The 23,620-nt window shown below is 67.9% G+C and carries 25 protein-coding genes; 12 read left to right on the forward strand and 13 right to left on the reverse strand.

Annotated elements, in window-relative coordinates; all coding sequences use genetic code 11:
- The first annotated feature begins 123 nt into the window (after positions 1-123).
- Positions 124-2,568 carry a cytochrome P450/oxidoreductase gene (locus IEV93_RS06270; RefSeq protein WP_188487946.1) on the forward strand — a complete coding sequence of 815 codons (2,445 nt, stop codon included), beginning with the start codon at positions 124-126 and terminating at the stop codon, positions 2,566-2,568.
- Between the two features lie 74 nt (positions 2,569-2,642).
- Here the strand turns inward: IEV93_RS06270 and IEV93_RS06275 are convergent, their stop codons facing one another.
- From IEV93_RS06275 to IEV93_RS06285, 3 genes are all read right to left on the reverse strand, one after another.
- A complete protein-coding gene (locus IEV93_RS06275; protein WP_188487948.1) occupies positions 2,643-3,200 on the reverse strand; it encodes a TetR/AcrR family transcriptional regulator in 558 nt (185 codons plus the stop codon).
- Between the two features lie 152 nt (positions 3,201-3,352).
- Positions 3,353-4,378 carry an iron-containing redox enzyme family protein gene (locus IEV93_RS06280; protein ID WP_188487950.1) on the reverse strand — a complete coding sequence of 342 codons (1,026 nt, stop codon included), beginning with the start codon at positions 4,376-4,378 and terminating at the stop codon, positions 3,353-3,355.
- The gene (locus IEV93_RS06285) at positions 4,375-5,328 is read right to left on the reverse strand and encodes a TIGR03557 family F420-dependent LLM class oxidoreductase (RefSeq protein ID WP_188487953.1); all 954 of its coding nucleotides are present in this window, start codon (positions 5,326-5,328) and stop codon (positions 4,375-4,377) included. Before IEV93_RS06285 ends, IEV93_RS06280 begins: the two co-directional genes overlap by 4 nt.
- 446 nt (positions 5,329-5,774) lie before the next feature.
- Here IEV93_RS06285 and IEV93_RS06290 point away from each other — a divergent pair, with 446 nt between their 5' ends.
- A complete protein-coding gene (locus tag IEV93_RS06290; RefSeq protein ID WP_371873796.1) occupies positions 5,775-7,370 on the forward strand; it encodes an FMN-binding glutamate synthase family protein in 1,596 nt (531 codons plus the stop codon).
- Between the two features lie 229 nt (positions 7,371-7,599).
- Positions 7,600-8,187, forward strand: coding sequence for a hypothetical protein (locus IEV93_RS06295; protein ID WP_188487955.1), 588 nt, complete (start codon positions 7,600-7,602; stop codon positions 8,185-8,187).
- A gap of 15 nt (positions 8,188-8,202) precedes the next feature.
- Here IEV93_RS06295 and IEV93_RS06300 read toward each other — a convergent pair whose 3' ends face one another.
- The gene (locus tag IEV93_RS06300) at positions 8,203-9,978 is read right to left on the reverse strand and encodes a S53 family peptidase (protein ID WP_188487958.1); all 1,776 of its coding nucleotides are present in this window, start codon (positions 9,976-9,978) and stop codon (positions 8,203-8,205) included.
- A 266-nt stretch (positions 9,979-10,244) separates the two neighbouring features.
- Between IEV93_RS06300 and IEV93_RS06305 the strand changes: the two genes are divergently transcribed.
- From IEV93_RS06305 to IEV93_RS06315, 3 genes are read left to right on the forward strand one after another with little or no spacing between them, the layout of a single operon-like run.
- The gene (locus IEV93_RS06305; protein ID WP_188487960.1) at positions 10,245-10,538 is read left to right on the forward strand and encodes a metal-sensitive transcriptional regulator; all 294 of its coding nucleotides are present in this window, start codon (positions 10,245-10,247) and stop codon (positions 10,536-10,538) included.
- Positions 10,535-10,744 carry a heavy-metal-associated domain-containing protein gene (locus IEV93_RS06310; protein WP_188487962.1) on the forward strand — a complete coding sequence of 70 codons (210 nt, stop codon included), beginning with the start codon at positions 10,535-10,537 and terminating at the stop codon, positions 10,742-10,744. Before IEV93_RS06305 ends, IEV93_RS06310 begins: the two co-directional genes overlap by 4 nt.
- Positions 10,741-12,969, forward strand: a complete 2,229-nt coding sequence (locus IEV93_RS06315; RefSeq protein WP_268237456.1) for a heavy metal translocating P-type ATPase — start codon at positions 10,741-10,743, stop codon at positions 12,967-12,969. Before IEV93_RS06310 ends, IEV93_RS06315 begins: the two co-directional genes overlap by 4 nt.
- Here IEV93_RS06315 and IEV93_RS06320 read toward each other — a convergent pair.
- The 8 genes from IEV93_RS06320 to IEV93_RS06355 form a co-directional block, all read right to left on the reverse strand.
- Positions 12,956-13,522 (reverse strand): dihydrofolate reductase family protein, encoded by a 567-nt coding sequence (locus tag IEV93_RS06320; RefSeq protein ID WP_188487964.1) that lies wholly within the window; start codon positions 13,520-13,522, stop codon positions 12,956-12,958. The two genes, IEV93_RS06315 and IEV93_RS06320, sit on opposite strands and share 14 nt — an antisense overlap.
- 196 nt (positions 13,523-13,718) lie before the next feature.
- Positions 13,719-14,294 (reverse strand): Asp23/Gls24 family envelope stress response protein, encoded by a 576-nt coding sequence (locus IEV93_RS06325; protein WP_188487966.1) that lies wholly within the window; start codon positions 14,292-14,294, stop codon positions 13,719-13,721.
- Positions 14,291-15,013, reverse strand: coding sequence for a DUF6286 domain-containing protein (locus IEV93_RS06330; protein WP_188487969.1), 723 nt, complete (start codon positions 15,011-15,013; stop codon positions 14,291-14,293). Before IEV93_RS06330 ends, IEV93_RS06325 begins: the two co-directional genes overlap by 4 nt.
- Positions 15,010-15,396 (reverse strand): Asp23/Gls24 family envelope stress response protein, encoded by a 387-nt coding sequence (locus IEV93_RS06335; protein ID WP_188487971.1) that lies wholly within the window; start codon positions 15,394-15,396, stop codon positions 15,010-15,012. Before IEV93_RS06335 ends, IEV93_RS06330 begins: the two co-directional genes overlap by 4 nt.
- On the reverse strand, positions 15,389-15,571 hold the full coding sequence (locus IEV93_RS06340) for a DUF2273 domain-containing protein (protein ID WP_188487972.1): 183 nt from the start codon (positions 15,569-15,571) through the stop codon (positions 15,389-15,391). Before IEV93_RS06340 ends, IEV93_RS06335 begins: the two co-directional genes overlap by 8 nt.
- A 34-nt stretch (positions 15,572-15,605) precedes the next feature.
- Positions 15,606-15,914, reverse strand: coding sequence for a hypothetical protein (locus IEV93_RS06345; protein ID WP_188487974.1), 309 nt, complete (start codon positions 15,912-15,914; stop codon positions 15,606-15,608).
- A gap of 18 nt (positions 15,915-15,932) precedes the next feature.
- Positions 15,933-16,238 (reverse strand): hypothetical protein, encoded by a 306-nt coding sequence (locus IEV93_RS06350; RefSeq protein WP_188487976.1) that lies wholly within the window; start codon positions 16,236-16,238, stop codon positions 15,933-15,935.
- On the reverse strand, positions 16,235-16,717 hold the full coding sequence (locus tag IEV93_RS06355; protein WP_188487978.1) for an Asp23/Gls24 family envelope stress response protein: 483 nt from the start codon (positions 16,715-16,717) through the stop codon (positions 16,235-16,237). Before IEV93_RS06355 ends, IEV93_RS06350 begins: the two co-directional genes overlap by 4 nt.
- 217 nt (positions 16,718-16,934) lie before the next feature.
- Here IEV93_RS06355 and IEV93_RS06360 point away from each other — a divergent pair, with 217 nt between their 5' ends.
- The 3 genes from IEV93_RS06360 to IEV93_RS06370 all read left to right on the forward strand — a co-directional run bounded on the left by IEV93_RS06360 (position 16,935) and on the right by IEV93_RS06370 (position 19,714).
- Entirely contained in the window at positions 16,935-17,678 is a 744-nt protein-coding gene (locus tag IEV93_RS06360) for an RNA polymerase sigma factor (protein ID WP_229704923.1), read from the forward strand.
- A gap of 29 nt (positions 17,679-17,707) precedes the next feature.
- Entirely contained in the window at positions 17,708-18,184 is a 477-nt protein-coding gene (locus tag IEV93_RS06365) for a hypothetical protein (protein ID WP_188487980.1), read from the forward strand.
- 72 nt (positions 18,185-18,256) lie between these two features.
- Positions 18,257-19,714: an FAD-binding protein gene (locus IEV93_RS06370; RefSeq protein WP_188487982.1), complete on the forward strand. Its 1,458-nt coding sequence runs from the start codon at positions 18,257-18,259 to the stop codon at positions 19,712-19,714.
- A gap of 154 nt (positions 19,715-19,868) precedes the next feature.
- On the opposite strand, the gene IEV93_RS06375 is transcribed toward IEV93_RS06370, so the two are convergent.
- A complete protein-coding gene (locus IEV93_RS06375; protein ID WP_188487984.1) occupies positions 19,869-20,519 on the reverse strand; it encodes a fasciclin domain-containing protein in 651 nt (216 codons plus the stop codon).
- Between the two features lie 361 nt (positions 20,520-20,880).
- Here IEV93_RS06375 and sigK point away from each other — a divergent pair, with 361 nt between their 5' ends.
- From sigK to IEV93_RS06390, 3 genes are all read left to right on the forward strand, one after another.
- Positions 20,881-21,456, forward strand: a complete 576-nt coding sequence (gene sigK / locus IEV93_RS06380) for an ECF RNA polymerase sigma factor SigK (RefSeq protein ID WP_188487986.1) — start codon at positions 20,881-20,883, stop codon at positions 21,454-21,456.
- Positions 21,446-22,306 carry an anti-sigma factor gene (locus IEV93_RS06385; RefSeq protein WP_188487988.1) on the forward strand — a complete coding sequence of 287 codons (861 nt, stop codon included), beginning with the start codon at positions 21,446-21,448 and terminating at the stop codon, positions 22,304-22,306. Before sigK ends, IEV93_RS06385 begins: the two co-directional genes overlap by 11 nt.
- Before the next feature lie 209 nt (positions 22,307-22,515).
- On the forward strand, positions 22,516-23,598 hold the full coding sequence (locus IEV93_RS06390; RefSeq protein WP_188487990.1) for a Re/Si-specific NAD(P)(+) transhydrogenase subunit alpha: 1,083 nt from the start codon (positions 22,516-22,518) through the stop codon (positions 23,596-23,598).
- Positions 23,599-23,620: the final 22 nt, after the last annotated feature.

Below are 23,620 nucleotides of genomic sequence, written 5' to 3' on the forward strand. Positions count from 1 at the left end.
CACCCATCGGGAATCGCGCTGACGCACGAGACAAAAAACTACATATTGTCATCACTGGATACGCGTGGTTTAGTTGTGTAACCCCCGACACAATTCGATCTCAGCACGAAAGTGGTTGTCGATATGCGCGTTCTCGACCAGGTCATCAACAAAGCCCAGGCAGTGGTACCGATGGAGCGCCAGATTCAGGGGTTGCACCTGGTCGAACGGGTCAAGAGGCTGGTGGTCGGCGACAACCAGCCACACTTCGCCGAGTCCGAGGTCCCCGATGTGGCGGATCTGGATCTGACCGACATCGACGTCAGCAACCCGTTCCTGTGGCGTCAGGGAAAGTGGAAGGCCTACTTCGAGCGACTGCGAGACGAGGCTCCGGTGCACTTCCGGGCCGACAGCGCGTTCGGTCCGTACTGGTCGGTGACCCGCTACGCCGACATCCTCGCGGTCGACAAGGACTTCGAGACCTTCTCCGCCGAACCGCAGATCGTCATCGGCTCGCCGCCGGCGGGACTCGACATCGAGATGTTCATCGCGATGGATCCCCCTCGCCACGACCAGCATCGTGGGGCAGTCCAAGGAGTCGTCGCTCCGCAGAATCTGGAGGAGATGGAGGGCCTGATCCGGTCCCGGGTCGGCGAGGTCCTCGACGACCTGCCCCTCGATGAGCCCTTCGACTGGGTCGATCGGGTCAGCGTCGAGCTGACCTCACGAATGTTGGCCACGCTGCTCGACTTCCCCTACGACGAACGCCGCAAACTCGTGCAGTGGACCGACCTGGTGGCCACGAGCTCGTCAGCAACCGGTGGCGCCAACAACACCGACGAGATCTACCGTGGTGCCGCTGAGATGGCGGGGAGTTTCAGCGCGCTGTGGCGCGACAAGGCGGCCCGACTCGCGGCAGGGGAGAAGCCCGGATACGACCTGATCACGCTCATGCAGCAGTCCGAGGACACCAAAGACCTCATCAACCGTCCGATGGAGTTCCTCGGCAACCTCGTTCTCCTCGTCGTGGGCGGCAACGACACCACACGCAACTCCATGACGGGCGGCGTCCTGGCCCTCAACCAGTTCCCGGACCAGTTCGACCGCCTCCGGGCGAACCCTGGCCTCGTGCCGAAGATGGTCCACGAGATCCTCCGGTGGCAGACACCTCTGGCCTACATGCGCCGAGTCGCCACTCGCGACACGGTGTTGAACGGCCAGTTCATCCGCAAGGGCGACAAGGTCGTGATGTGGTACGCCTCCGCCAACCGCGACGAGCGCACGTTCGAGAACCCGGATCACTTCGTGATCGACAGGCGCAACGCCCGCCACCATCTGGCCTTCGGCATCGGTACGCACCGCTGCATGGGAAGCCGGCTGGCGGAGATGCAGCTGCGGATCCTGTGGGAGGAGCTACTGACCCGCTTCGACGACATCGAGGTCCTCGCCGAGCCCGAGCGCGTGCAATCCAACTTCGTGCGCGGCTACAGCTCGATGATGGTGACCTTGACTCCGATCGGCGGTCGCCGCGGCGAGCCGGGACCCTACCGTGCCGACCACATCGCCGCGCGACTCCGCACTGAAAGTACCTCCGGCGCAACTGCATCGGCGACCAGTCGCTCGTCCGGCGCCGGCCGGGTCCCCGCCGAGGACCAGCTCGAGCTCCGGATCGAACAGCGACGCACGGCGGCCGATGGCGTCGTCGAACTCACCCTGACCGACCCCTCCGGCGGGCCACTGCCCACCTGGAGCCCGGGCGCGCATGTCGAGCTCTTCCTGCGCCCCGGGCTGACCCGGCACTACTCCCTGTGTGGCAAGACGTCCGAACGGTCGTCGTGGACGGTCGCGGTTCTGCGAGAACCGGTCGGACGGGGTGGGTCGGCGTACGTCCACGACGATCTCGACGAGGGGGCATCACTGCGGGTCCGGGCCCCGCGCAACAACTTCCCTCTCGTCGCCTCGCCGCGCTACCTGTTCATCGCAGGCGGGATCGGCATCACCCCGATCCGCGCCATGATCGACGCGGCCCGGGCCGAGGGCGCTGACTGGAACCTCGTCTACGTCGGTCGGTCGAGGGCGACGATGGCGTTCCTCGACGATCTCGGAGACGACGACCGGGTGACGGTCTGGCCCGGGGACGAACGAGGTCGATTCGATCTCGACTCGGTTCTCGGCGAGCCCCGATCCGACACGCTGGTGTACTGCTGCGGTCCCGCCGCACTCCTCGATGCCGTTGAGGAGAAGTGTGCGGTGTGGCCTGACGGGAGCTTGCACCTGGAGCGTTTCATGGCCAAGCAGGTCGACGCGCCCGAGAACGCGCTCGATTCGTTCGAGGTCGAATGCGCGATGTCAGGAGTGACGGTCACCGTTCCCGATGGCACCTCGATATTCGCTGCGGTCGAGGAGGCGGGTGTCGATGTGATCGGGTCCTGCATGGAAGGCATCTGCGGCACCTGTGAGGCCGACGTTCTCGAGGGCACTCCCGACCACCGCGACTCGATCCTGTCGCGCGCCGAACGGGAGCGTGGAGACACCGTCATGATGTGCGTGTCCCGCTCGCTGTCATCGAAACTGGTGCTCGACCTGTAGGACCGCGTCACACGAGGTACGGCTACCCCACCCGGACCGGTGAGCGCCGGACGTCGCGCAATGTCGAGAAGTGGTCAAGCAAACCCGCGGACGGACTTGAGGATGCGATCCACGGCTTCATCGACGTCCACCGTGGGCTGGAGTAGATGACTCACCGTCAGCCTCACCGCCGAGTCGACCAGGGCCTCGGAGGCCGCATCGCCCAGCAGCGACGACAGGGCGTCGGTCGCGTGACCGAGCACGACGTCCGGATTCACGGTGACCAGGGCGAGGAGCCCGGGATCGTGACCCGGTTGAAGGACAGCGGCGAGGACCGCGTTCGCTCGGCCGTGCTCCAGGACCCCGCGTGCGGCAGCCGCCAGTCCGTCCTCCAGTGAGTCGGGATGAGCCGTGACGCCGGCGCGCACTCGCCCCAGGAAACGATCGACTTCTCGATCCACCACGGCGCGACCGAGCGCCGACTTGGTTCCCACCTCTTTGTAGAGGCTCGGCCGGGGAACCCCGGACCGCTTGGCGACCTCGGTCATGCTCAGGCCGTCCCAGCCCTCGAGGGAGATGATCTCCACCGCGGCGTCGAGGACGCGCTCGAATCGCAACGTCCGCAGTTCAGCGTAGAAGGCGGGCGTACTCATGGGGCGAGCCTAAGACACCCGGGACGCGCGCACTCAACACCTGCCCTCTTCCGGGCCGTGACGTCGATTCGGTGTCCCCGTCGGTCCGTCGGGTCGCGTCGGGTGTCGCACGTGCGCGTCCCTGGTGCGCGGGTGTGGTGATCGGTGCACCCTCACAGAGGGCGGAGCATCGCCGATTCGCCTGCGGTCCAACAGGTCATGACGTGCTCGGCGAGCCGGTCCTCGATGAGGTTGAACGCCCGGATGCCGAAGACCACGTCGGCCTCGATGCTCGGATCGGACTCCACGAGCGCGCCGACCACATCGGTGCGGAGCACCTGCTCGTGCACGGCGTCGGCCTCGACGTGCTCACGATAGAAGCCGATGCACGCATCCGGCGCCTCGAGACGCACCAGGGCGTCGGCGAGCCGCTGTGCCCCCGGTGAGGACGTGATCTCGGTGGCCGCGAGATGCCCGACGGTCGCGCCCCGCGACGACCGGTGCAGCCCGAACATCGACATCATGTTGACCGTGGCGAGAGCCTGCGCCGGAGCCGCGTCCAGGTAACCGAGGTAGTCGGCATTCAGTTCGGCCGCCACCATCAGGTCGGCGAACAGCTGCTGGTGCACGCGATCTCCATGCCCACCGCCGTACTCGTCGAACTCGACGGCCACGTAGGAGGCCTTGGCCTGCCCGGTGAGCCGCGGGATGGCCCAGGCGTGGGGGTCGGCCTCCTTGAGGTGGTAGATCGACCGCAGCGCCAGGTACTCACGCATCTGATCCCAGGTGGCGGTGTCGCGCAGGAAGTACGAGGGGCCGTCTCCGTCGATCGGTTCGATCGACAGCGAATCCATCTCGGCGACAACGCTGTCTGATCCGACATCGCCGACGTCGGCTCGCAACGCGGTACGGAAGGCGGACTCCATGGCGGCGCGGAGCCGGAGGAGGTCCGGCTGCCATTCCCACTCGTCGCTCACGTCGGCGAAACCGCGGTAGTGCAGTTCGTAGCAGACGTAGAGCGCCAGCTGGAGGTCGCGACCGTACGGATCGGCATCGCCGACAACGACATCGGTGAGCACCGAACCGTCGACGACACCGGACGCCAGGGCGTTCACCACCGCCGTCGACAGCGGGCCGTCGGGGGCGGGCAGGGCCGGGTCGGTGGTCACGCGCGCAGGCGTGCTCGTCGTCAGGGTCATGACAGCGCCGGGAGGATGTGATCGCGGTAGGCATCGAAGAAGCCGTGCATGTCGGGTCCTATCTGTTGGACGTAGATCTCGTCGACGCCCGCGTCGACATATTGTCGCAGCTGCGTCAGGTGGGCGTCGGGATCGGCGTTGCATGTGATGGTCTCGGCGATGTCGGCCTTCGGGACCAGTCCGGCGACACTCTCGAAATCCCGCGGGCGCGGGAGGATCTGGGCGAGCTGACCCGGCAGGGCGTCGTTGGACCACAGTCGGTGGGCGGTCTCGAGGGCGCGGTCGGGATCGTTGTCCCAGCAGACCTTCGTGCCTGCCTGGACGGGCTTGGAGCCTCCGCCGCTCGACCGGAACACCTCGATCGACTCCTTGTCCGGCGTGACCGTGCAGAATCCGTCGCCGATGCGGCCGGCCAGCTCGGCGGCCTGCGGGCCGAATCCGGAGACGTAGATGGGGACCGTCTCCGAGGGCAGCGTGTAGATCCGTGCCTCCTGGACCTCGTAGTGCTTGCCGTGGTGACTGATCTCGTTGCCGCCGTGCAGCAGTCGGATCACGTCGATGGCCTCCTCGAGCATCTCGAGACGTACCCCCGGTGACGGCCAGGGGTCGCCGAGCACGTGCTCGTTGAGCGCTTCGCCGCTACCGACCCCGAAGACGAACCGGTTGTCGAGCTGCACCGCCGCCGTGGCGACGGCCTGCGCGAGGATCGCGGGGTGGATGCGGATGGTGGGGCACGTGACCGCCGTGGTGACAGGTAACGAGGTCACCTCCGACAGCGCGCCGAGCACGCCCCACACGAACGGGCTCTGGCCCTGCTCGGAGTTCCACGGGTGGAAGTGATCGGAGATCCAGAGTCGGGTGAACCCGGCGGCCTCGGCCATCCGGGCCTGTTCGATGAGTTCCTTCGGGCCGTACTGCTCGCACGACAGGAAATAGCCGACGTCGGTCATCAGGAGTCCAGCCCTTCACAGTGCAGATCGGTGTTCATGTGCCTCGGCGAGCTCAACTGACCGCGAGTGCGGTCATGGAGGTCGGCGACGTGTGCACAGCAACGGACTGGACTGGCACCTTCGACCGTACGCGATCAGCGGGTCGGGAGATCTACGTTCGTGGCGAGCGAATGATGGGGGCGCGCTCTGCTTGACACCGGTTGACTCCCACCACCGCGTTCGGATCGGGCTAGGAAGCAACCGTCCATGGCAACCCAACCTGTCCTCGACGGTACGCGGGCGTCGGGTCGACCCGCTACGTCTTGCGGGAGGAACAACGAGAGACGTTGGCGTGGTGCGGGGGTCGGACGGGCCCAGTGCGCCGTTGCCGTCTGTTCGCCGTGCGGGTGTAGGACTGTCGTGAGAAGGCGGCTGAGTCCGTCCCGGGGCAGTGATGGGAGTCGTCCGTGGTGAAGCTCGTGGTCCTCGTGTCCACCGTCGGGGGAGCCGTGCTGACGGCAGGCGCGGCGGTGTTCGCGTCGGCAGTGTGGTGGGTCGCCTGCGCGTTGTTCGTCTGTGCGGCAGCGGTCGCGGTGTACGACCTCGTCCAACGCAGACACTCGGTGTTGCGGATCTACCCGTTGGTGGGACACATGCGCTTTCTCCTCGAGGCCATCCGGCCCGAGTTGCAGCAGTACTTCATCGAGCGCAACTACGACGGTCGCCCGTTCGACCGTGACGTGCGCACGATCATCTACGAACGCGCGAAGGGGATCCACGGCGAGCTGTCGTTCGGCACCGAGCGCGACATCGAGCAGGTGGGCTACGAACACCTCGTCCACTCGACCGTCCCGCTACCGGTCGCCGACACCCCGCCACGCGTGACGATCGGCGGGCCGCACTGCACGCAGCCGTACTCGATGTCGCTGCTGAACGTGTCGTCGATGAGCTTCGGCGCGTTGTCCGGCGCCGCGCTGACCGCCCTCAATCGGGGGGCGGCCGCCGGCGGGTTCGCACACGACACCGGCGAGGGCGGACTGACGCCGTACCACCTGTCGGGTGGGGCCGACGTGATCTGGGAGCTCGGATCGGGCTACTTCGGAGCCCGCACCGACGACGGCAGGTTCGACCCGACGACGTTCGCGGAGAAGGCGACCGACGGCCGGGTGAAGGCCATCTCGATCAAGCTGAGTCAGGGGGCCAAGCCGGGTATCGGCGGTGTGTTGCCCGCCGCGAAGGTGAGTGCCGAGATCGCCGAGTACCGGGGAGTGCCCGCCCACGAGAAATGCGTGAGCCCGGCGTATCACTCCGCCTTCTCCACCCCGCGGCAGCTCGTCCGGTTCGTGGCCGAGTTGCGGGAGCTCTCGGGCGGCAAACCGGTCGGGATCAAGCTGTGCGTCGGCGACCGCAGCGAGGTCCTCGCGATCTGCAAGGCGATGATCGCCGAGAACGACGGACCCGACTTCATCATCGTCGACGGGGCCGAGGGCGGGACCGCGGCCGCGCCGCTGGAGTTCGAGGACCATGTGGGCCTCCCGCTCACCGACGGGTTGATGACCGTACACAACGCGCTGGTCGGATGCGGGCTGCGGGACACGGTGCGCATCGGCGCGAGCGGCAAGGTCGCGACCGGCAGCGACATCGTCAAGCGGCTGATCCAGGGCGCGGACTTCACCAACGCGGCGCGGGCGATGATGATGGCCGTGGGGTGCATCCAGTCGCAGCGGTGTCACACCAACCACTGCCCGGTCGGTGTCGCCACCCAGGACCCGCGTCGCGCCAGAGCCCTCGACATCCCGGACAAGGCCGAACGGGTGCACCGCTACCACCAGGCGACCGTCGAGCAGGCCATGCAGCTGATGGCCTCGATGGGTCTCGATTCCCCTGACCAGCTCGACCCGAGCATGCTGCGCAAACGCGTCGACACGGTGACCCAGCGGTCCTACGCGGAGATCCACGAATGGCTCGACGACGGTGAGTTGCTGGCCGATCCACCGGTGGACTGGGTGCGGGACTGGGCGCACGCCGACGCCGACTCGTTCCGCCGCACCGTTCGCCACTGAACTCTGCGCTGGTTTCGAGCCCATCGGTACTAGTCTGGGCGCAGGGGTCGAGGGGGAATGCGTCATGGTGCACGACGGATGTTGGGCGACGGTCATATGCAGCGCCCATGATCGGACGGAACTGGGGAATACCAGCGACAACGGGTGGGTACTGGGTTGTCGTCTCAGCATCGGGCACCGGGGTGATCACGCGACCGACGCCGAGAGCGTCCCGCGGTACGACCGCCGGTTGTGGCTGGAGTGGAACGACCACGAAGAGCACGCGCAGTCGTTGATCGACCGGATGCCCTGCACGGGTGGCGTCGGGGCGCGGTGCATGCTCTTCGAGGGGCACGGTGGCGTCCACTGGTACGCCCCGAGCAACGGCTATCTGACGTCAGCGGGGACCGGCCGCCGTCGGGTCGACGAGTCCGACTCACAGACGCGCTCGAACGTCGCCACCGTCGACCACGCCGACGAGAACGGTCACCGCGAGGGCGGCCACCACGAGTTGCACCATTCCTACGGTGACGTGGCCACGCCCACCCAGGCCCATGACGTGTTCGAGACGGGCGCACACCGGGAGAGCGATGTCGGGTACGACCTCGGCGACATCGCCGACAACCACGGTGTCGCCGATCTCGCCGAGATCCCCAACCTGCGTGGCCGTGCCGTCCGCGGGCAGCCGCCGACGGACCGTCTGGGCTCCGTCGAGCCCGTCCGCTCCGGGGACACCGCCGCGGCAGGGCATCCGTCGGTGAGCGCAGCCCTCGACGCTGTGGTGGCCGCGCTGGCGCAACTCGCCGAGGCCCTTCGCCGCGCCGAGAACGAGCGCTGACCCACCACGGTGTGACTACGGCGTGGTGATCGCCGTGGCGTACGCCGGGTTGTTCGGCGCGCCCAGTCCGGTCGTCTTGTCGTAGCTCGACGTCGTCGGATACACGGCCGTGTTGCCGGTGATCGAGTTCGTCCCGGTTGCGATGTCGTGGAACGCACCCGGTGTGGACGCCGCGACACGGTAGAGCGTCGGGTTGATGTTGCCGAAGCGTTTGCCGCCGGCCTTGGCCGAGGTCAGCGCCAGCAGCGCGGCGTTGAGCGGAGCCGCGCCACTGGTGCCCGCCGAGGCGGTCCACCCGCCGCCGGTGTCGTTGCCACTCGCGTCGGTCAGCTCGGTGTAGGTGCTGAACTGGTATTCCGCGGCCACCCCGGCGATGTCGGGGACCTGACGCTTGGCGCCGGTGTCGACGCCGGCACCGGTCTGCCAGGACGGCTTGGCGAAGTAGGTCGACACGCCACCACCACTGGCGCCGCGGAAAGACGGGTCGGTGCCCGCGGCGTAGTCGTTCCACACCTTCTCGTTGGCCCACGCCCCGGTGGTGGAGTTGATGAACAGTCGGCTCCCGCCGACGCCGGTGACGTTGGGATCGGAGGCGGGGTAGTCGACGGTGATGGTCGTGTCGCGTGACGACGAGTTCCACTGATCCGACGACCCGTGATCACCGGCGGCGTCGACGAAGGTCTGTCCCTGCGCGACGCCCTGGGCGATGATGTTCGACAGCGCCCGGATCCCGGATGTGCCCTCGGCCAGTTCGGATTCGCCCCAGCTGATCGACACGATCGAGGCGCGGTTGTCGGAGACGATCTTCGAGTACAGGTCTACGTCGGCGTTGCCGACATTCGGTGCCTGGTAGTTCAGGATCGTGGCCTTGGGGGCGATCGAGTGCAGGACCTCGATGTCGAGGTCGACCTCACCCTGCCCCGAGAGGTCACCGGCCGGCCCGCCGTCGACGTCGATCGTCTGTACCGCGGGGGCGGTGATTCCGTACTGGCTGTCAAAGGCCTTGTAGTTCGCGGGCTTGTACCCGGAGAACTCGACCAGCGCGATGGTCTGCCCGCTGCCCCCGTTGCCGCCGATCGTCGAGGCCGCATAGGCGCTGCTCAACTCGCCCGCGGTGAAGCCGCCCTTGGGTCCGCTGCCCTTGTCCGTCACCGCGTTGGGCGCGAGTTTCGGCTTCTGCGGGACCTGCGCTGTCGGAGGAGGGGTCACCGGGAGGGGTGCATCGGTGAGTCCGGAGACGTCGGTGATGACCGAGGCGGCGGCCGGGGACGCCTTGGCGGAGCTGTCGGCGCCGATGAACTCCGATCCGTTCTTCGGATCGCGGTACTGCGAGAGGCCGGTGCCGAACGTGGCGCCGAGCTGATCGACGGTCCCGGTCGCCGAGATGGTCTGCTGACCCGGGGCGAGCGCGCTCACCTGCAGACCGTGCGAGCGCAGATAGTCGGTGGCCGTGGTCACCTCACTCGGCGACGGACCGAAGCGCGACGCGAACTCGGCCGGGGTGAGGAACCGGCGGAACTGTGCCGACCCCGGATCGCTCACCGCCGCATCGAAAGCGGCCAGCCCCTGCGGATCACGTGACGCCAGCGCCACCGTCACCGTCCGCCGCTGTGCAGCGGGCGCGGCGCCCACCTTCGCCGAACGGGCCACGCGCGGACTCACCAGCGCGCGCCCCGAATCCACCGGGGCCACCGGCGCATTCGAGGCCGGTGCGGCCCACGCCACCCCGGAGCTCACGGTCATCACCGTCGCCACACCCACCACGAACGGAACCAGACGCTTCATCGTCATGTCGGCCTCACCTTCTTGTGTTCTCAGGAACCTAGCAGTTACTGCGCATAGGTAACTAGCTATACGAACAGTCGTGACCGAAACGCGGTCGGTGTTCACGCCGACGTCACGAGAACCGGGCAAAACCCCCGTCGTGCAGACGATTCGACCGTGTGAGACCGAGGTCGACGTTCAGCGCTCAAGAGCTCAGATACGGTAGGGGGGTACCGTAGAGTCACGATCGGTGGTATACCGGACAGGGGTATGAACTACGGAGGAGGCAGCCAATGGACGGCGCCACGCACGGATACATCCAGCGCAAGGACGACTACCTCAAGCGGCTACGCCGCATCGAGGGCCAGGCGCGGGGCCTGCAGCGGATGGTCGACGAGGAGAGCTACTGCATCGACATCCTGACGCAGGTCACGGCAATGACGAAGGCGCTGCAGGCGGTCAGTCTGGGACTATTGGAGGAACACATGAACCACTGCGTGATCAACGCGGCACAGGAGAGCGACGAGGCGGGTCAGATCAAGGTGCGCGAGGCGATGGACGCCGTCACCCGGTTGGTGCGCTCATGAGCACCGCGACCTACACCGTCACCGGTATGACGTGCGCGCATTGCGTCGCCTCGGTCACCGAAGAGGTCTCCGAGATCGCCGGTGTCGACGGTGTGGAGGTCGATCTCGACAGCGGTGCACTCACCGTCACCAGCTCGGACCCGATCGATCCGGCCGCCGTCGCGGCTGCCGTGGCCGAGGCGGGGTACGACCTGGTCGCGCCGTGAGCACCGCGGTGTTCGACCTCGAGGGCATGACCTGCGCCTCGTGCGCGACGCGGATCGAGCGCAAGCTCAACAAACTCGACGGCGTCGAGGCGTCGGTCAACTTCGCGACCGAGACCGTCGAGGTCCACCACCCTGACGAGGTCACCACCGGCGAGCTCGCCGAGGTGGTCGCCGCCGCCGGTTACCGGGCCGTCGAACAGGACGCCCACGGGCACAACCATTCCGACCATTCTGCAGGTGCGACGGGTTTGCGGCGTCGGTTGATCGTCTCGGCGATCCTGAGCGGCCCCGTCGTGGTCCTTGCCATGGTTCCAGCCTGGCAGTTCGACTACTGGCAGTGGGTGTCTTTGGCGCTCGCCACCCCGGTCGTGGTGTGGGGCGCCTGGCCGTTCCACCGCGCGACCGTCGCCGGTGCGCGACATCTGGCGACGTCGATGGACACCCTGGTGTCGATCGGGATCACCGCCGCCTACGGATGGTCGCTCTACGCACTGGTTTTCGGGTCCGCGGGCATGATCGGCATGCGGCACGGGTTCGAGCTCACCCTCGCCCGTGGTGACGCGTCGGCCAACATCTACCTCGAGGTCGCCGCGGGCGTCACGACGTTCCTGATCGCCGGGCGGTATCTCGAGTCGCGGTCGACCCGGGAGGCGGGGGCCGCCATGCGAGCGCTCGCCGAACTCGGAGCCAAACAGGCGACGCTGCTCGTCGACGGTCCGCACGGGCCGGTCGAGAAGCAGGTCGCCACCGACACTCTCGTGGTCGACGATCGTTTCCTGGTCCGACCAGGGGAGAAGATCGCCACCGACGGCGAGGTGGTCTCGGGATCGTCGGTGGTCGACCAGTCGGTGATCACCGGAGAATCCGTGCCGGTGGACGTCGCCGTCGGCGACCGTGTCATCGGGGCGACGGTCAACGGTGGCGGGACCATCACCGTCCGCGCGACCTCGGTCGGAGCCGACACACAGATGTCGCAGATCGCCCGGCTCGTCGCGGACGCCCAGAACGGCAAGGCCGGCGTGCAGCGCTTGGCCGACGCCATCTCGGCGTACTTCGTGCCGGTCGTGCTCGTGCTCGCTGCGGTGACGTTTGCGGCGTGGTTGATCGTCGGTGGCGGTCTGACTGCGGCGATCACCGCGGCCGTCGCGGTGCTGATCATCGCGTGCCCCTGTGCTCTCGGACTGGCCACACCCACCGCGCTGATGGCGGGTAGCGGCCGCGGCGCGCAGCTCGGCATCCTCATCCGCGGGCCGCAGGTCCTCGAACGCACCAGCCGCATCGACACCGTCGTGCTGGACAAGACGGGCACGATCACCACCGGAGTGATGACACTCGCCGACGTGGTCGCCGCGCCGGGAGAATCCGGCGATCAGGTCCTGCGGTGGGCCGCGTCGGTCGAGTCGATGTCGGAACACCCGATCGCCCGGGCCATCGCGCGCGCCGGGACGGAGCGGCTCGGGCGACTCGCCGATGTCGTCGGGTTCGAGAACGTCGCCGGGCTGGGTGTGCGCGGAACGGTCGACGGTGTCGACGTGCTGGCCGGTCGGGCGACGTGGGCGTCCGAGCGCGGACTCGCCGCTGTTCCGGAGGTGACCCGTGCGATCGACGAGGCCGAGGCGTCCGGTGCGACCGCGATCGTCGTCGGCTGGGACGGCGCGGTCCGCGGGGCGCTGGTGGTGGCCGACGAGGTCAAGCCGTCGTCGGCGGCCGCGGTGGCCGATCTGCGCCGACTCGGTCTGACGCCGGTCCTGCTGACCGGCGACAACGAGGGTGCCGCCCGCGCCGTCGCCGATGCTGTCGGCATCGACCGGGTCATCGCCGGTGTCCTGCCGCAGGACAAGGTCGACACCGTTCGCACGCTGCAGGCCGACGGGTCTCGGGTGGCGATGATCGGCGACGGGGTCAACGACGCCGCCGCCCTTGCCGCCTCCGATCTCGGACTGGCGATGGGTACCGGGACCGATGTGGCCATCGAGGCGTCCGACCTGACGCTGATGTCGGGTGATCTCCGGGCTGCCGGCGATGCGATCCGATTGGCGCGCGCCACGTTGCGCACGATTCGCGCGAATCTGTTCTGGGCGTTCGGCTACAACGTCGCCGCGCTGCCCCTTGCCGCGTTCGGTCTGCTCAACCCGATGTTCGCGGGGGCGGCGATGGCCTTCTCGTCGGTGTTCGTCGTGCTGAACAGCTTGCGGCTGAGGCGCTTTCGCGTCAAGACCAGGTAGCCCGCACGATCGAGAAGCCGCTGTCGTAGACGCGTCGATTGGTCACCGACAACCTGCGCGGCGCTCCGAGCGGACCGAAGAGCGGGATCCCCGCCCCGAAGACTAGTGGATGGATCTTGAGGATCACTTCGTCGATTTCGTCGGCGAGCGCGGCCGCGAGACGACCGCCGCCCGGGAGCCAGATGTCCTTGCCCGGCCGCGCCTTCAATTCCCGAATTGCCGCGACGGGGTCGGCGACCACCTCGACCTCGGTCCCCTGTGCGCCCTCCGGAGACGTGGACGCGACCAGCTGCCGGAGGTGCTGATACGGACTGATGACACCGTGGGGGATACCGGCGTCGTAGGTTCGGCGACCCATGATCACGGTGTCGAACCGCAGGTTCGGCCCATCGATGCCGAGCGGTCCTCGAACGTGGGTGGGAATCATCTCCGGGAACTCGGCCACCAGGTCGACGGCTTCGGGCCCGTCGAACGAGAAGGCCTCGTACCCGTCGTTCTCGTCTGCGATGAAACCATCCAGCGTGGTCGCGACGAAGTACACGAGCTTGCGCACCACAGACTCCTCTCAACCCATCCGCATCGGTGCGGTCGAGCGCAAAGCTAGTCGGGGTAGCGGACAACCTCCAGCGATTTTCTGGCTCAGAGGTCAGGACACGCCCGCCGCCGGTCGCCGGTGCCCACAACGAGTCGTCCCGCCCGCAATGCATTGCGGGCGGGACGATCGAAATCGGGCGACATGCGCTCGGAGGTCAGGACACGCGCTGGGTCGAGCCCTTCGACTTCTCGAGGTGGATCAGGATCCGGGCACGCAGATCGCTGCCGGGCAGCGCACCGCGGATCTGGCGCTGCGCGTTCTCGACCACCGGCAGCAGGTCGTCGAACGACGTCGTCGGATCGGCGATCACCGTGATCTCCAGCAGCTTTCGCTTGCGATCGTCGACGGCCTTCGACCGGGTCGAGGACACCAGCCGGTGGTGGGCGAGGTCGTCGGCCACGGCATTGGCGATCTTGCCCGGCGACACCGCGAGGGTGCCCGAGTTGTCGCTGCCCGGCAGTTCGACATCGCCGATCTTACGGGGGCGGGCGTTGACCGACAGAAGGAAGAAGCCGATGACGATGCCGCCCACCGCGATCCCGGCGAGGACGTAGACCCACCACCCGGCGTCGGGGGCACGGTCGAACCAGGACGGGTCGATGTCGGCGATGCGGTCACGCACCCACGTCACCTTCAGTTCCCACGCGATCGCGGCGGCGCCGACGACGATCATCGCGACGGCGACCAGGAACGCGACCACACGGTTCAGTGCAGCGGGGAGGGCATTCACGATTGCTCCTTGATCAGGGTGGGCGACTCGGACTCCGACGCGGACTCGGACTTCGCGGCCTCGGTCGCGAACGACTCGGGCATGGCCGGCCGCGCGATGGGAGCAGGCGGCGCGACCGACTGGTCGACCTTCTTCACGCGGGCCTTGAGCTTCACGGTGCGCCCGGGGGCGACCGGTGCGATCGCCGCGGTGATGCGTTCGGTGATGTCGGCGCGGGTCTCGGACGAATCCTCCGAGAGCAGCACACTGACCTTGACCTTGCGCCTCTTGACGACGGAGTTCGCCTCCAGCACGCCACGGACATCACGGGCGACCGCGCTGCTGCGGCGGGCGACGTCGACGCGGCGTGTCCACGTGCTCGGCGAGTATCCGTCGACATCCTCGACTCCGTCGACCGCGAAGTGCGTCTTGGAGCGGGGCGTGATCGAGACGATGAGGAACCAGAGGCCGATGATGATCAGCGCGACCGCGGCCGGCCGCATCCACACCTGCCACGACAGCGACGAGATCCACCGCGAGGCGGCGGCGATCCACTGGGTGCCGGAGATCCACTTCATCTCGATGATGAAGTCGCGGATCGCGATGCCGGCGAGCGCCAGCAGGACGAGGGCGAACAGCGTCGTGACCACGACCGACCCGGGGGTGGCCGTCGGCGGCTTGAGCTTGCGCGCGTCCGGTACCGGGACGTCGTACGCGTCCGATGGTGTCGGGGTGGTCACTGAACTCTCCTCGTGGATGGTTGTTCGCCGGGGACGAACTCGGCGATCGTGACGTCGACCCGGTGGGGGGTGACGCCGGCGAGCCGGGCGAGCTCGTGGTGCACCTGCGCCCGGACCTCCTGCGCGACAGTGGTGATCTGCGTTGGCCAGCGCACGGCGATCGACACCTGGACACGCGGATGGGCGGCCGACATGTCGATCGAGACCTTGGGGTAGTCGGCGCCGGTGATCAGACCCATCGACCCGCGATGGCGCAGTACGCCCTCGATGTCGAGAGCCGTCTGTCGACTGATCTGTTCGCCGACGCGGTCGGCGATGGTGGTCGTGCCCGGCCCACCGTTCTCCACGGTCGGTGCGGCGGTGCCGGGGGCATCGTCAGCCACGGTTGCGGCTCTTCAGCAGACCGGACATGTCGATGGTGCCGTCCCGCTGCAGGCCGATGGCCAGACCGACCGCGCCGAGCACGATCGCGAGGATGAAACCGCCGAAACCGCCGGTGGTGGCAGCGATCGCCAGGAGTAGTCCGACGATGAGGCCGATGGTTGCGTTGTTGTTCATGTCAATCCTCCGATTGCCGTGCTGCGTGAATGGATCAGATGTCGAAATATCGTCTGCTACCCGGGACGGACCGCGGCAGGCGTCCCCGGATCTGACGGATCTGCGCGGCGGTGCGCCGCTGCAGTCGTCGTAGAGGTTTGCTGGGCCGCACGGTCAACCGGACGTCGTTCGCGTCGACGTTCGACGGGACCCGGAATGTCGACGCGGGTTGCGGCGCCCGCCCGAACTCCCGATCGAGTCGGGACAGTTCGAGGCGGAGCCGCTCCGGGTCGCCGCCCACGTCGGGGTGATGCGAACGGATCACCTCGCGACGACGGGCGGCGTACTCCGGAGAGGTTGTCATCGTCAGATTGTCGCCGAATCAGACGGAGTCCGGTGTCCCGGGCTGCTCGTCGACCGACACGTCCTCGACGATGACCGTCATCGGACGATTCGCGACCGCCTCGACGGCCTCGCGAACGGCCTCGGCGGTGTCGGTGACACTGCGATGGAGATCCACCTCGATGTGCACCTCGCCGCTGTAGTCCTGCAGGCGTACCCCGACCACCCGTCGACCGGGTGTGTACGTGGCCACCTCACCGAACCGGCCGGCGTTGAGACCGGTCACACCGGGGACCGACGTGGCGGCTGTGGCCACCGCGTCGGCGACCTCGGCGCTGGAGCTCACTGGACGCGGGGCTCTGCGGGCTCGGCGGTGGTCTCGTCGTCCTCGAAGTGGATGTCGTGGATGGCGATGTTGACCTCGGTGACCTCGAGGCTCGTCATGTCCTGGATCGCGTTGATGACGTTCGAGCGCACGGCGGCGGCGAGCTCGTGGATCGCGACGCCGTAGTTGGCGACGAGTCCGAGATCGACGGCGGCCTGCTTCTCGCCGACCTCGACGGTGACGCCCTGGGTGATGCTGGGGCCGCCGCCGGGGATGGCCTCACGGACGCGGCCGACGATGCGGGCGGTCTGGCCGCCGAGCGCGAAGACGCCGTCGATCTCGCGGGCGGCGATGCCGGCGATCTTCGAGACGACCTGGTCGGCGATGGTGGTGCGGCCGTGCGCGCCGACCAGTTCGCGGTGGTCGGCGGAGATCTCCGTGCTCGCTCCGGCGGTGGCGGACGGGGTCGTGGTTGCCTTGGTGGTCGATGCCGAGGTCATCTGCACTCCTTCGTGTGTGCGCGTGGGTCACGGCCGTGTCGGCCGGAACCCGTGTGGGGTGGAACGTTGTCCACCGGGTGGGCGACACTGGTGGCGTCGCTTGCTCCCGATGTACAAGGTGAGTCGGGCTCGGCGCGGGTTCTGCACGCGGGATCTGACGTGATCTGGGCCACACTGTGGTTCTGTGGAAACAGTACGTACGAACGGAGGCGCGCACGTGGAGTTCGGCGAAGACACGGCCGGTCCATCTGATGTGGCGACGGATTCCGACGAGCTGCTCGCACGCGCGGCCGCCATCGGAGACCGGGCCGCGTTCGACGAGCTCGTCCGTCGGACGCTGCCGATGCTGCTGCGGTATGCGAACCGGATGACCCCGGACCGGCAGAACGCCGAGGACGTCGTCCAGGAGACACTGCTGGCCGCCTGGAAGGGGCTGCCTCGGTTCGGTTTCCAGAGCAGCTTCCGAACCTGGGTCTTCTCCATCGCGCACCGCAAGATCATCGATATCCGCCGCAAGCGCAGCGAACTCGCCGCCGACGACGAGTTCCTGACCGCTGTGCCGTCGTCGTCGCCGACACCGGTCGACGACGCGATGGAGACGTCGCTGATGGACGCGCTCGAGCGTGAACTGGCCGAGCTGCCCTACAACTCGCGCGCCGCCTGGTGGTTGCGTGAGATGGAAGGTCTGTCGCATCCGGAGATCGCGCGGATCCTGCAGATCACCCCCGGATCCGTCCGGGGTCATCTTCAACGGACCCGCGCCCGCCTGGCCGAGCGGATGGAGCCGTGGCGACCCGGCGGGACCGGCGATCCCACGGGTGTCGCCGAGCCGCGGTCGGCACTGATCCCGCGTGATGCTCCCACCGGAGGCCGAGGGCGGACCGATGTCGGGGCGCGCAAGCACTCCCGCGCAGGACCGGTCGGCGCACGCGACGCGACGGAACGGTCGGTGGGCACATGACGCCCGCACCAGCTCAGGGAGGAGGCGCGATGTCGGAACCAGAACCGGTCGATGTGGGCTCGGAACAGTGGCTCGTGGACGCGGGCCGTCAACTCGATCCGCCGCAGAGCGACGTCGAACGCCTGACCAGGTCGGTGATCGACTCCGCGCGCAAGATGTCGCATTCACGGGCGACGTTGGCCACCGACATCGACCGGGTCGTCGTGACCGACCGCGTCCTGCGTCGTCTGCTGCTCATCGAGGTCCGTCGCCGGATGCGCCGACCGGTGCTGCGGGTCGTGGTCGACTCCGACGCCGGTGAGGTGACGGCGATCCACCTCGGTGTCGTGTGTTGGTACGACGACGAACTGATCGATCTCGCCGCTCGGACCCGTGAGGTGATCGCCGACGTGTTCGTCGGGACCCTGGGTCCCGAGCGTGGTCGGCGTGCCGCGGCGCTCGTCGACATCGACTGGGTCGATCTCGACGAGTACAAGCGCCGGACCTCGAATCCGCAGGAGAACTAGAACCTGTTCTAGTAGGGCGGTACGCTGCGAGAGCGGGCAGCAGGTGCCCGCGCTCGAACGAGAGGACTCGCGGTGCGCGCCGAGATACCCGAGGTCATCAGTCAGTCGTCGGTCGACTCATGGAGCGACGAGGTCGATGTCGTGGTGATCGGCTGCGGCATCTCCGGGGCGTGTGCCGCCGTCGAGGCCGCCGACGCGGGCGCGAAGGTGCTCGTACTCGAGCGCGCCGCGGTCGCGGGCGGGACCACGTCGATGGCCGGCGGGCACTTCTATCTCGGTGGCGGGACGGCCGTGCAGCAGGCGACGGGCCACGAGGACTCGGCCGAGGAGATGGAGAAGTACATCACCGCGGTCAGCCGCGATCCAGAGCCGGACAAGATCCACGCCTACTGCCGCGACAGCGTCGAGCACTTCGACTGGATCGAGGCCCTCGGCTTCCGCTTCGAACGCAGCTTCTTCCCCGGCAAGGCCGTGATCCAGCCCGAGACGCAGGGGCTGATGTACACCGGCAACGAGAAGGTGTGGCCGTTCAAGGACATCGCCATCCCGGCGCCCCGCGGACACAAGGTCCCCGTCCCCGGCGACACCGGCGGCGCCGGAATGGTCATCGATCTGCTGGTCAAGCGCCTGGCCGACCTCGAGGTCGAGATCCGGTACGAGACCGGGGCGCGCAACCTGATCACCGACGACACCGGCGCCGTCGTCGGGCTGGCGTGGAAGCGTTTCGAGGAGACCGGTGCCATCCGGACGCGCAGCGTCGTCATCGCGGCGGGCGGATTCGTCATGAACTCGACCATGGTCGACGAGTTCGTGCCGTCGCTGGCCGAGAAGCCGTTCGTGCTGGGCAATCCGTTCGACGACGGGCTCGGCATCCGTATGGGCGCGTCGGTCGGCGCCGCCCTCAAACACATGGACCAGACGTTCGTGACCGCGCCCGCCTACCCGCCGTCGCTGCTCATCACCGGTCTGATCGTCAACGCCAACGGTGACCGATTCGTCGCCGAGGACTCCTACCACTCGCGCACGTCGGGTTTCGTGCTCGACCAGCCCGGCGCGGTGGCCTACCTCATCGTCGACGAGGAACACATGGAGCGGCCGGACTTCCCGCTCATCAAGTTCATCGACGGGTGGGAGACCATCGCCGAGATGGAGGCCGACCTCGGCATCCCCGCCGGGAACCTCGAGAAGTCGATGGCCCGCTACAACGAGAACGCGGCCGCGGGCGAGGACCCGGATTTCCACAAGAGCGCCGAGTGGCTGGCCCCGCAGACCCAGGGACCGTGGGCGGCGTTCAACATGAGCCTCGGCGAGGCGCTCTACGCCGGGTTCACGATGGGCGGTCTGGCGACGAGCCTCGACGGTGAGGTCCTCGCCGAGTCGGGCGCACCGATCGCGGGGCTGTACGCAGCCGGAGCCGGTGCGGCCAACATCGCCCAGGACGGCAAGGGATACGCCAGCGGTACCCAGCTCGGTGAGGGGTCCTACTTCGGACGCCGCGCGGGCAGGCACGCGGCGGGCGTCCGGAGCTGATCGCCTGACATGGAAAAGCGGACCGGAACCATGGGGCAGATGGTTCCGATCCGCTTCTCTGTGGGGTGACGTCCCCGGGCATCCCCGGGGGCGTCCTACAGGTCAGCCGGTGAGTGAACACTGACCTCTGTGGTCGTGGGGTCGTCGCGGTGGGTCATGACTTCGGTGGCATCAGGACGGAGTCGGTGAAGTAGACGGTGGCGTTGGAGGTCCGGATGCCTCCGCAGATGACCGACGTGTCCCCGTCGACCGTGAGCGCGCTGCCGTTGCCGGAGACGGTGATGTCCTGGCCCTCGACGGTCTTGTGGGTTCCGGTGATCTCCGAGGGCTTCAGCTGGCCCTGGATCACGTGATAGAAGAGCACCTTCGTCAGCAACTGGTCGTCGGTCTTGAGGATGCTCATCGTCGCTTCCGGCAACTTGGCGAAAGCGGCGTCTGTCGGTGCGAACAGCGTGAACTGACTGCTGTTGAGCGTGTCGGCGATGTTCACCCGCGGGTTGAAGGCTCCGGTGAACGACTCGCTCAGCTGCGTGAGCAGCGGGTTGTTCGCGGTTGCGGTCGCCACCGGGTCCAGGGCCATCGCATCCACCGACGCCGCGCCGCGGGGATTCGCGGCCATGTAGGACCCGCACCCGGGGCCGACGAGACCGGCAGACGGGTCCACCGACGTCAGCGGCACTGCCGCGGACGGGCCGGCCGCGGAGTCCGACGAGTCCGAGTCGCCGTCCGAGCACCCGGCGGTGGCGACCAGGACACCCACCGCAACCACGATCCCGGCGAGCCGTCGGGGTCTGGTGCGGGGCATGAACGGTCCGTTCGTCGTGGTGGCAAGACCATCGTGATTCGGAATGTGGCGCCCGCCGGATGGGTCGGTACACCCGATCCCGCCCGAATCGCCGGGCTTGCAGGTGTCGGTCACGGTCAGGTCACGCCCCGACAAATTGTCGTGCCCGTCACGGCATCCGACAGGCAGACGGCGACGAATGCCTAGATGACAGTTTGATGGATGCTTTTCCACTCGGCCGCACACGCTCCGCGGACGAGCCCGAGACAGGTGTGACCCACACAACGGATCACACGCCCACAGCCCGGATGGCCACCAGATGGCCGAGACGGGTACTGACGATTGCATAAGGCGATGAAACAGACACGCTACTGTCGGTCCTGTGACCGACCGATCTCTCGCACGGACGCCGGAACTGGCGGACCTGCTGGAGCGAACGGCAGCGCGCGACCGAGCTGCGTTCGCAGCTCTCTACGACGCGACGAGCGCGCGTGTCTACGGTCTCATCCTGCGAGTGATCCGCGATCCCGGCTACGCCGAGGAGACGCTGCAGGAGGTCTATCTGCAGGTCTGGCAGAACGCACACAACTACCGACCCGACATGGGTTCGGTCGTGTCGTGGATGCTGACCATCGGACATCGTCGCGCGGTCGATCGGGTGCGCTCGGAGGAGGCGTCGTCGAGGCGGGGTACGGAGTACTCGGTCTCGAATTCGGTGACCCCGTCCGACGAGGTGGTCGAGTCCGTGGTCACGCGGGAGGATCGCCGCGAGGTCATCAAATGTCTCGGCACGCTGACCGACATGCAGCGCGAGAGCATCGAACTCTCCTACTACGGCGGACTGAGCTATCCACAGGTCGCGGAGCGGCTGAAGGCCGGACTGCCCACCGTGAAGTCGCGGATCCGCGATGGTCTGCGCCGACTCCGTACCTGCTTGGAGTCCGACGATGAGGCCTGACCCGACCGGTCGGGACACCGTCGACGACCTGCTGGAGCTCTACTCCATCAACGCTCTCGAAGCGCACGAGACGCAACTCTTCGAGACCGCGCTGCTGTCGCTGGCCGCAGCGGAGCGGGTCGCGGCCGTGGAACGGATCCGGGCGACCCGCGACGCCGTCGGCCGGATGGCCGTCGAGGTGGCCGCTGTCCCGCCGGTGCACCTGCGCGCCCGCATCCTCGATGCCCTCGACTCCGGCGACATCGCTCCGGACTCGGCGTCGACCATCTCGTCGTTGGCGTCCGCCGAACTGCCGATGGGCGAGGCATCCGGACAGCCCGTACCTGCGCAACCGCAGCCGACCGACGAGCTCGCGGCCCGGCGCCTGGGACGACGACGTCGTATCGCGGTCGCGGTGACCTCTGCTGCCGCGGCGATCATCCTCGTCATCGGTGGTGTGTTCGTCGGACGCTCGGTGCTGTCGGACCCGGTGACCGACAAGCCCGCCGTCGCCCAGACCGACTCGTTCGACGAACTCCGCAACGTCATGAGCGCCCCCGACGCCGAGGTGCATCGCACCGAGATGACCGGGATTCCCGGGACGGTCGTGATCGCCTCGTCGCGGTCGATGGACCGCGCGGTGGTGCTGCTCGACGACGCCCCGCACCCCCCGCAGGACCGTGCCTACCAACTCTGGCTGATCGGCAACGACCACTCGCCTCGTCCGGCGGGTCTCGTCGACGCCGCGGCGACGAAGACCGCGATCGTCGTGACCGATCTCGCCGGGTCCCGAACCGTGGGCATGACCGTTGAGCCGGCCACCGGGTCGCCGCAGCCCACGGGCGAGGTCGTCGCCGCCCTACCCATCTGATCTGACAACCCGCATCGTCGGACGGGTGTCTGGACAGTCGTCCGGGTGCCGCCGGTGCGGCATGCTATCTTTCGTTCAACCTTCGGTCGCCGATCGTGACCGTTTGCCTCTCCAGCCTGCGTCGGTGAACCCCCGGACGCGGCTACGAGCAACGTCTGTGATGACCTTGCCGGGTAGATCTACGTCAGCAGTGTGAGACAGGTGGGTGTATGAGCGTCGGTGTCGTGCGCGAGAGCGCGGAGGGGGAACGGCGCGTGGCGCTGGTACCCAAAGTCGTTGCGACGTTGGTGAACAAGGGTGTCGAGGTCATCGTCGAGTCCGGTGCGGGCGTGAACGCGCTGATCCCGGACCAGTTGTACTCCGACGCCGGGGCCACGATCGGCGACGCCTGGTCGGCCGACATCGTCGCCAAGGTCGTCGCCCCGTCGGACGACGAGGTGGCCAAGCTCCACTCCGGGCAGACCCTGCTCGGGTTCCTCGCCCCGCGTAACCAGACCAACCAGATCGGCGCGCTCAAGGCCGCCGGGGTACAGGCCTTCGCGGTCGAGGCGATCCCCCGTATCTCCCGCGCCCAGGTGATGGACGCGTTGAGTTCGCAGGGCAACGTCTCGGGCTACAAGGCCGTGTTGCTCGCGGCGGAGAAGTCGACGCGCTACTTCCCCATGCTGACCACTGCGGCGGGCACGGTGAAGCCCGCGACCGCCCTGATCCTCGGTGTCGGTGTCGCCGGGCTGCAGGCGCTGGCCACCGCCAAGCGCCTCGGTGCCCGTACCACCGGATACGACGTCCGACCCGAGGTCGCCGATCAGGTGAAGTCGGTCGGCGCCCAGTGGCTCGATCTCGGCATCGACGCCGCCGGTGAGGGCGGGTACGCCCGTGAGCTCACCGATGACGAGCGCGCACAGCAGCAGAAGGCCCTCGAGGAAGCGATCAAGGGTTTCGACGTCGTCATCACGACCGCCCTCGTCCCCGGCCGGCCCGCGCCGCGCCTGGTGACGGCAGCGGCCGTCGAGGGCATGAAGCCCGGCAGCGTCATCGTCGACCTCGCCGGGGAGACCGGCGGCAACTGCGAACTGACCGAGCCGGGCCAGAACGTCGTCAAGCACGACGTGACGATCTGCTCGCCGCTCAACCTGCCCGCCGGGATGCCCGAGCACGCCAGCGAGCTGTACTCCAAGAACCTCCTCGCCTTGATCGAACTGATCCTCGACGAGAACGGTGCCGTGGCACCGGACTTCTCCGACGAGGTCCTCGCCAAGTCGTGTGTCACCCGAGAGGCAGGCACCGCCTGATGTACACCGGTCTGATTTCTCT

The organism is Williamsia phyllosphaerae (assembly GCF_014635305.1).
Classification (GTDB): Bacteria; Actinomycetota; Actinomycetes; order Mycobacteriales; family Mycobacteriaceae; genus Williamsia_A; species Williamsia_A phyllosphaerae.

What these genes read in the sequence shown, in the direction of transcription:
- IEV93_RS06270 (WP_188487946.1), top strand. Translation starts at nt 124, where the DNA reads ATGCGCGTTCTCGACCAGGTCATCAACAAAGCCCAGGCAGTGGTACCG.
- IEV93_RS06275 (WP_188487948.1), bottom strand. Translation starts at nt 3,200, where the DNA reads ATGAGTACGCCCGCCTTCTACGCTGAACTGCGGACGTTGCGATTCGAG.
- IEV93_RS06280 (WP_188487950.1), bottom strand. Translation starts at nt 4,378, where the DNA reads ATGACCCTGACGACGAGCACGCCTGCGCGCGTGACCACCGACCCGGCC.
- IEV93_RS06285 (WP_188487953.1), bottom strand. Translation starts at nt 5,328, where the DNA reads ATGACCGACGTCGGCTATTTCCTGTCGTGCGAGCAGTACGGCCCGAAG.
- IEV93_RS06300 (WP_188487958.1), bottom strand. Translation starts at nt 9,978, where the DNA reads ATGACGATGAAGCGTCTGGTTCCGTTCGTGGTGGGTGTGGCGACGGTG.
- IEV93_RS06305 (WP_188487960.1), top strand. Translation starts at nt 10,245, where the DNA reads ATGGACGGCGCCACGCACGGATACATCCAGCGCAAGGACGACTACCTC.
- IEV93_RS06310 (WP_188487962.1), top strand. Translation starts at nt 10,535, where the DNA reads ATGAGCACCGCGACCTACACCGTCACCGGTATGACGTGCGCGCATTGC.
- IEV93_RS06340 (WP_188487972.1), bottom strand. Translation starts at nt 15,571, where the DNA reads ATGAACAACAACGCAACCATCGGCCTCATCGTCGGACTACTCCTGGCG.
- IEV93_RS06345 (WP_188487974.1), bottom strand. Translation starts at nt 15,914, where the DNA reads ATGACAACCTCTCCGGAGTACGCCGCCCGTCGTCGCGAGGTGATCCGT.
- IEV93_RS06355 (WP_188487978.1), bottom strand. Translation starts at nt 16,717, where the DNA reads ATGACCTCGGCATCGACCACCAAGGCAACCACGACCCCGTCCGCCACC.
- IEV93_RS06365 (WP_188487980.1), top strand. Translation starts at nt 17,708, where the DNA reads ATGTCGGAACCAGAACCGGTCGATGTGGGCTCGGAACAGTGGCTCGTG.
- IEV93_RS06375 (WP_188487984.1), bottom strand. Translation starts at nt 20,519, where the DNA reads ATGCCCCGCACCAGACCCCGACGGCTCGCCGGGATCGTGGTTGCGGTG.
- IEV93_RS06385 (WP_188487988.1), top strand. Translation starts at nt 21,446, where the DNA reads ATGAGGCCTGACCCGACCGGTCGGGACACCGTCGACGACCTGCTGGAG.
- IEV93_RS06390 (WP_188487990.1), top strand. Translation starts at nt 22,516, where the DNA reads ATGAGCGTCGGTGTCGTGCGCGAGAGCGCGGAGGGGGAACGGCGCGTG.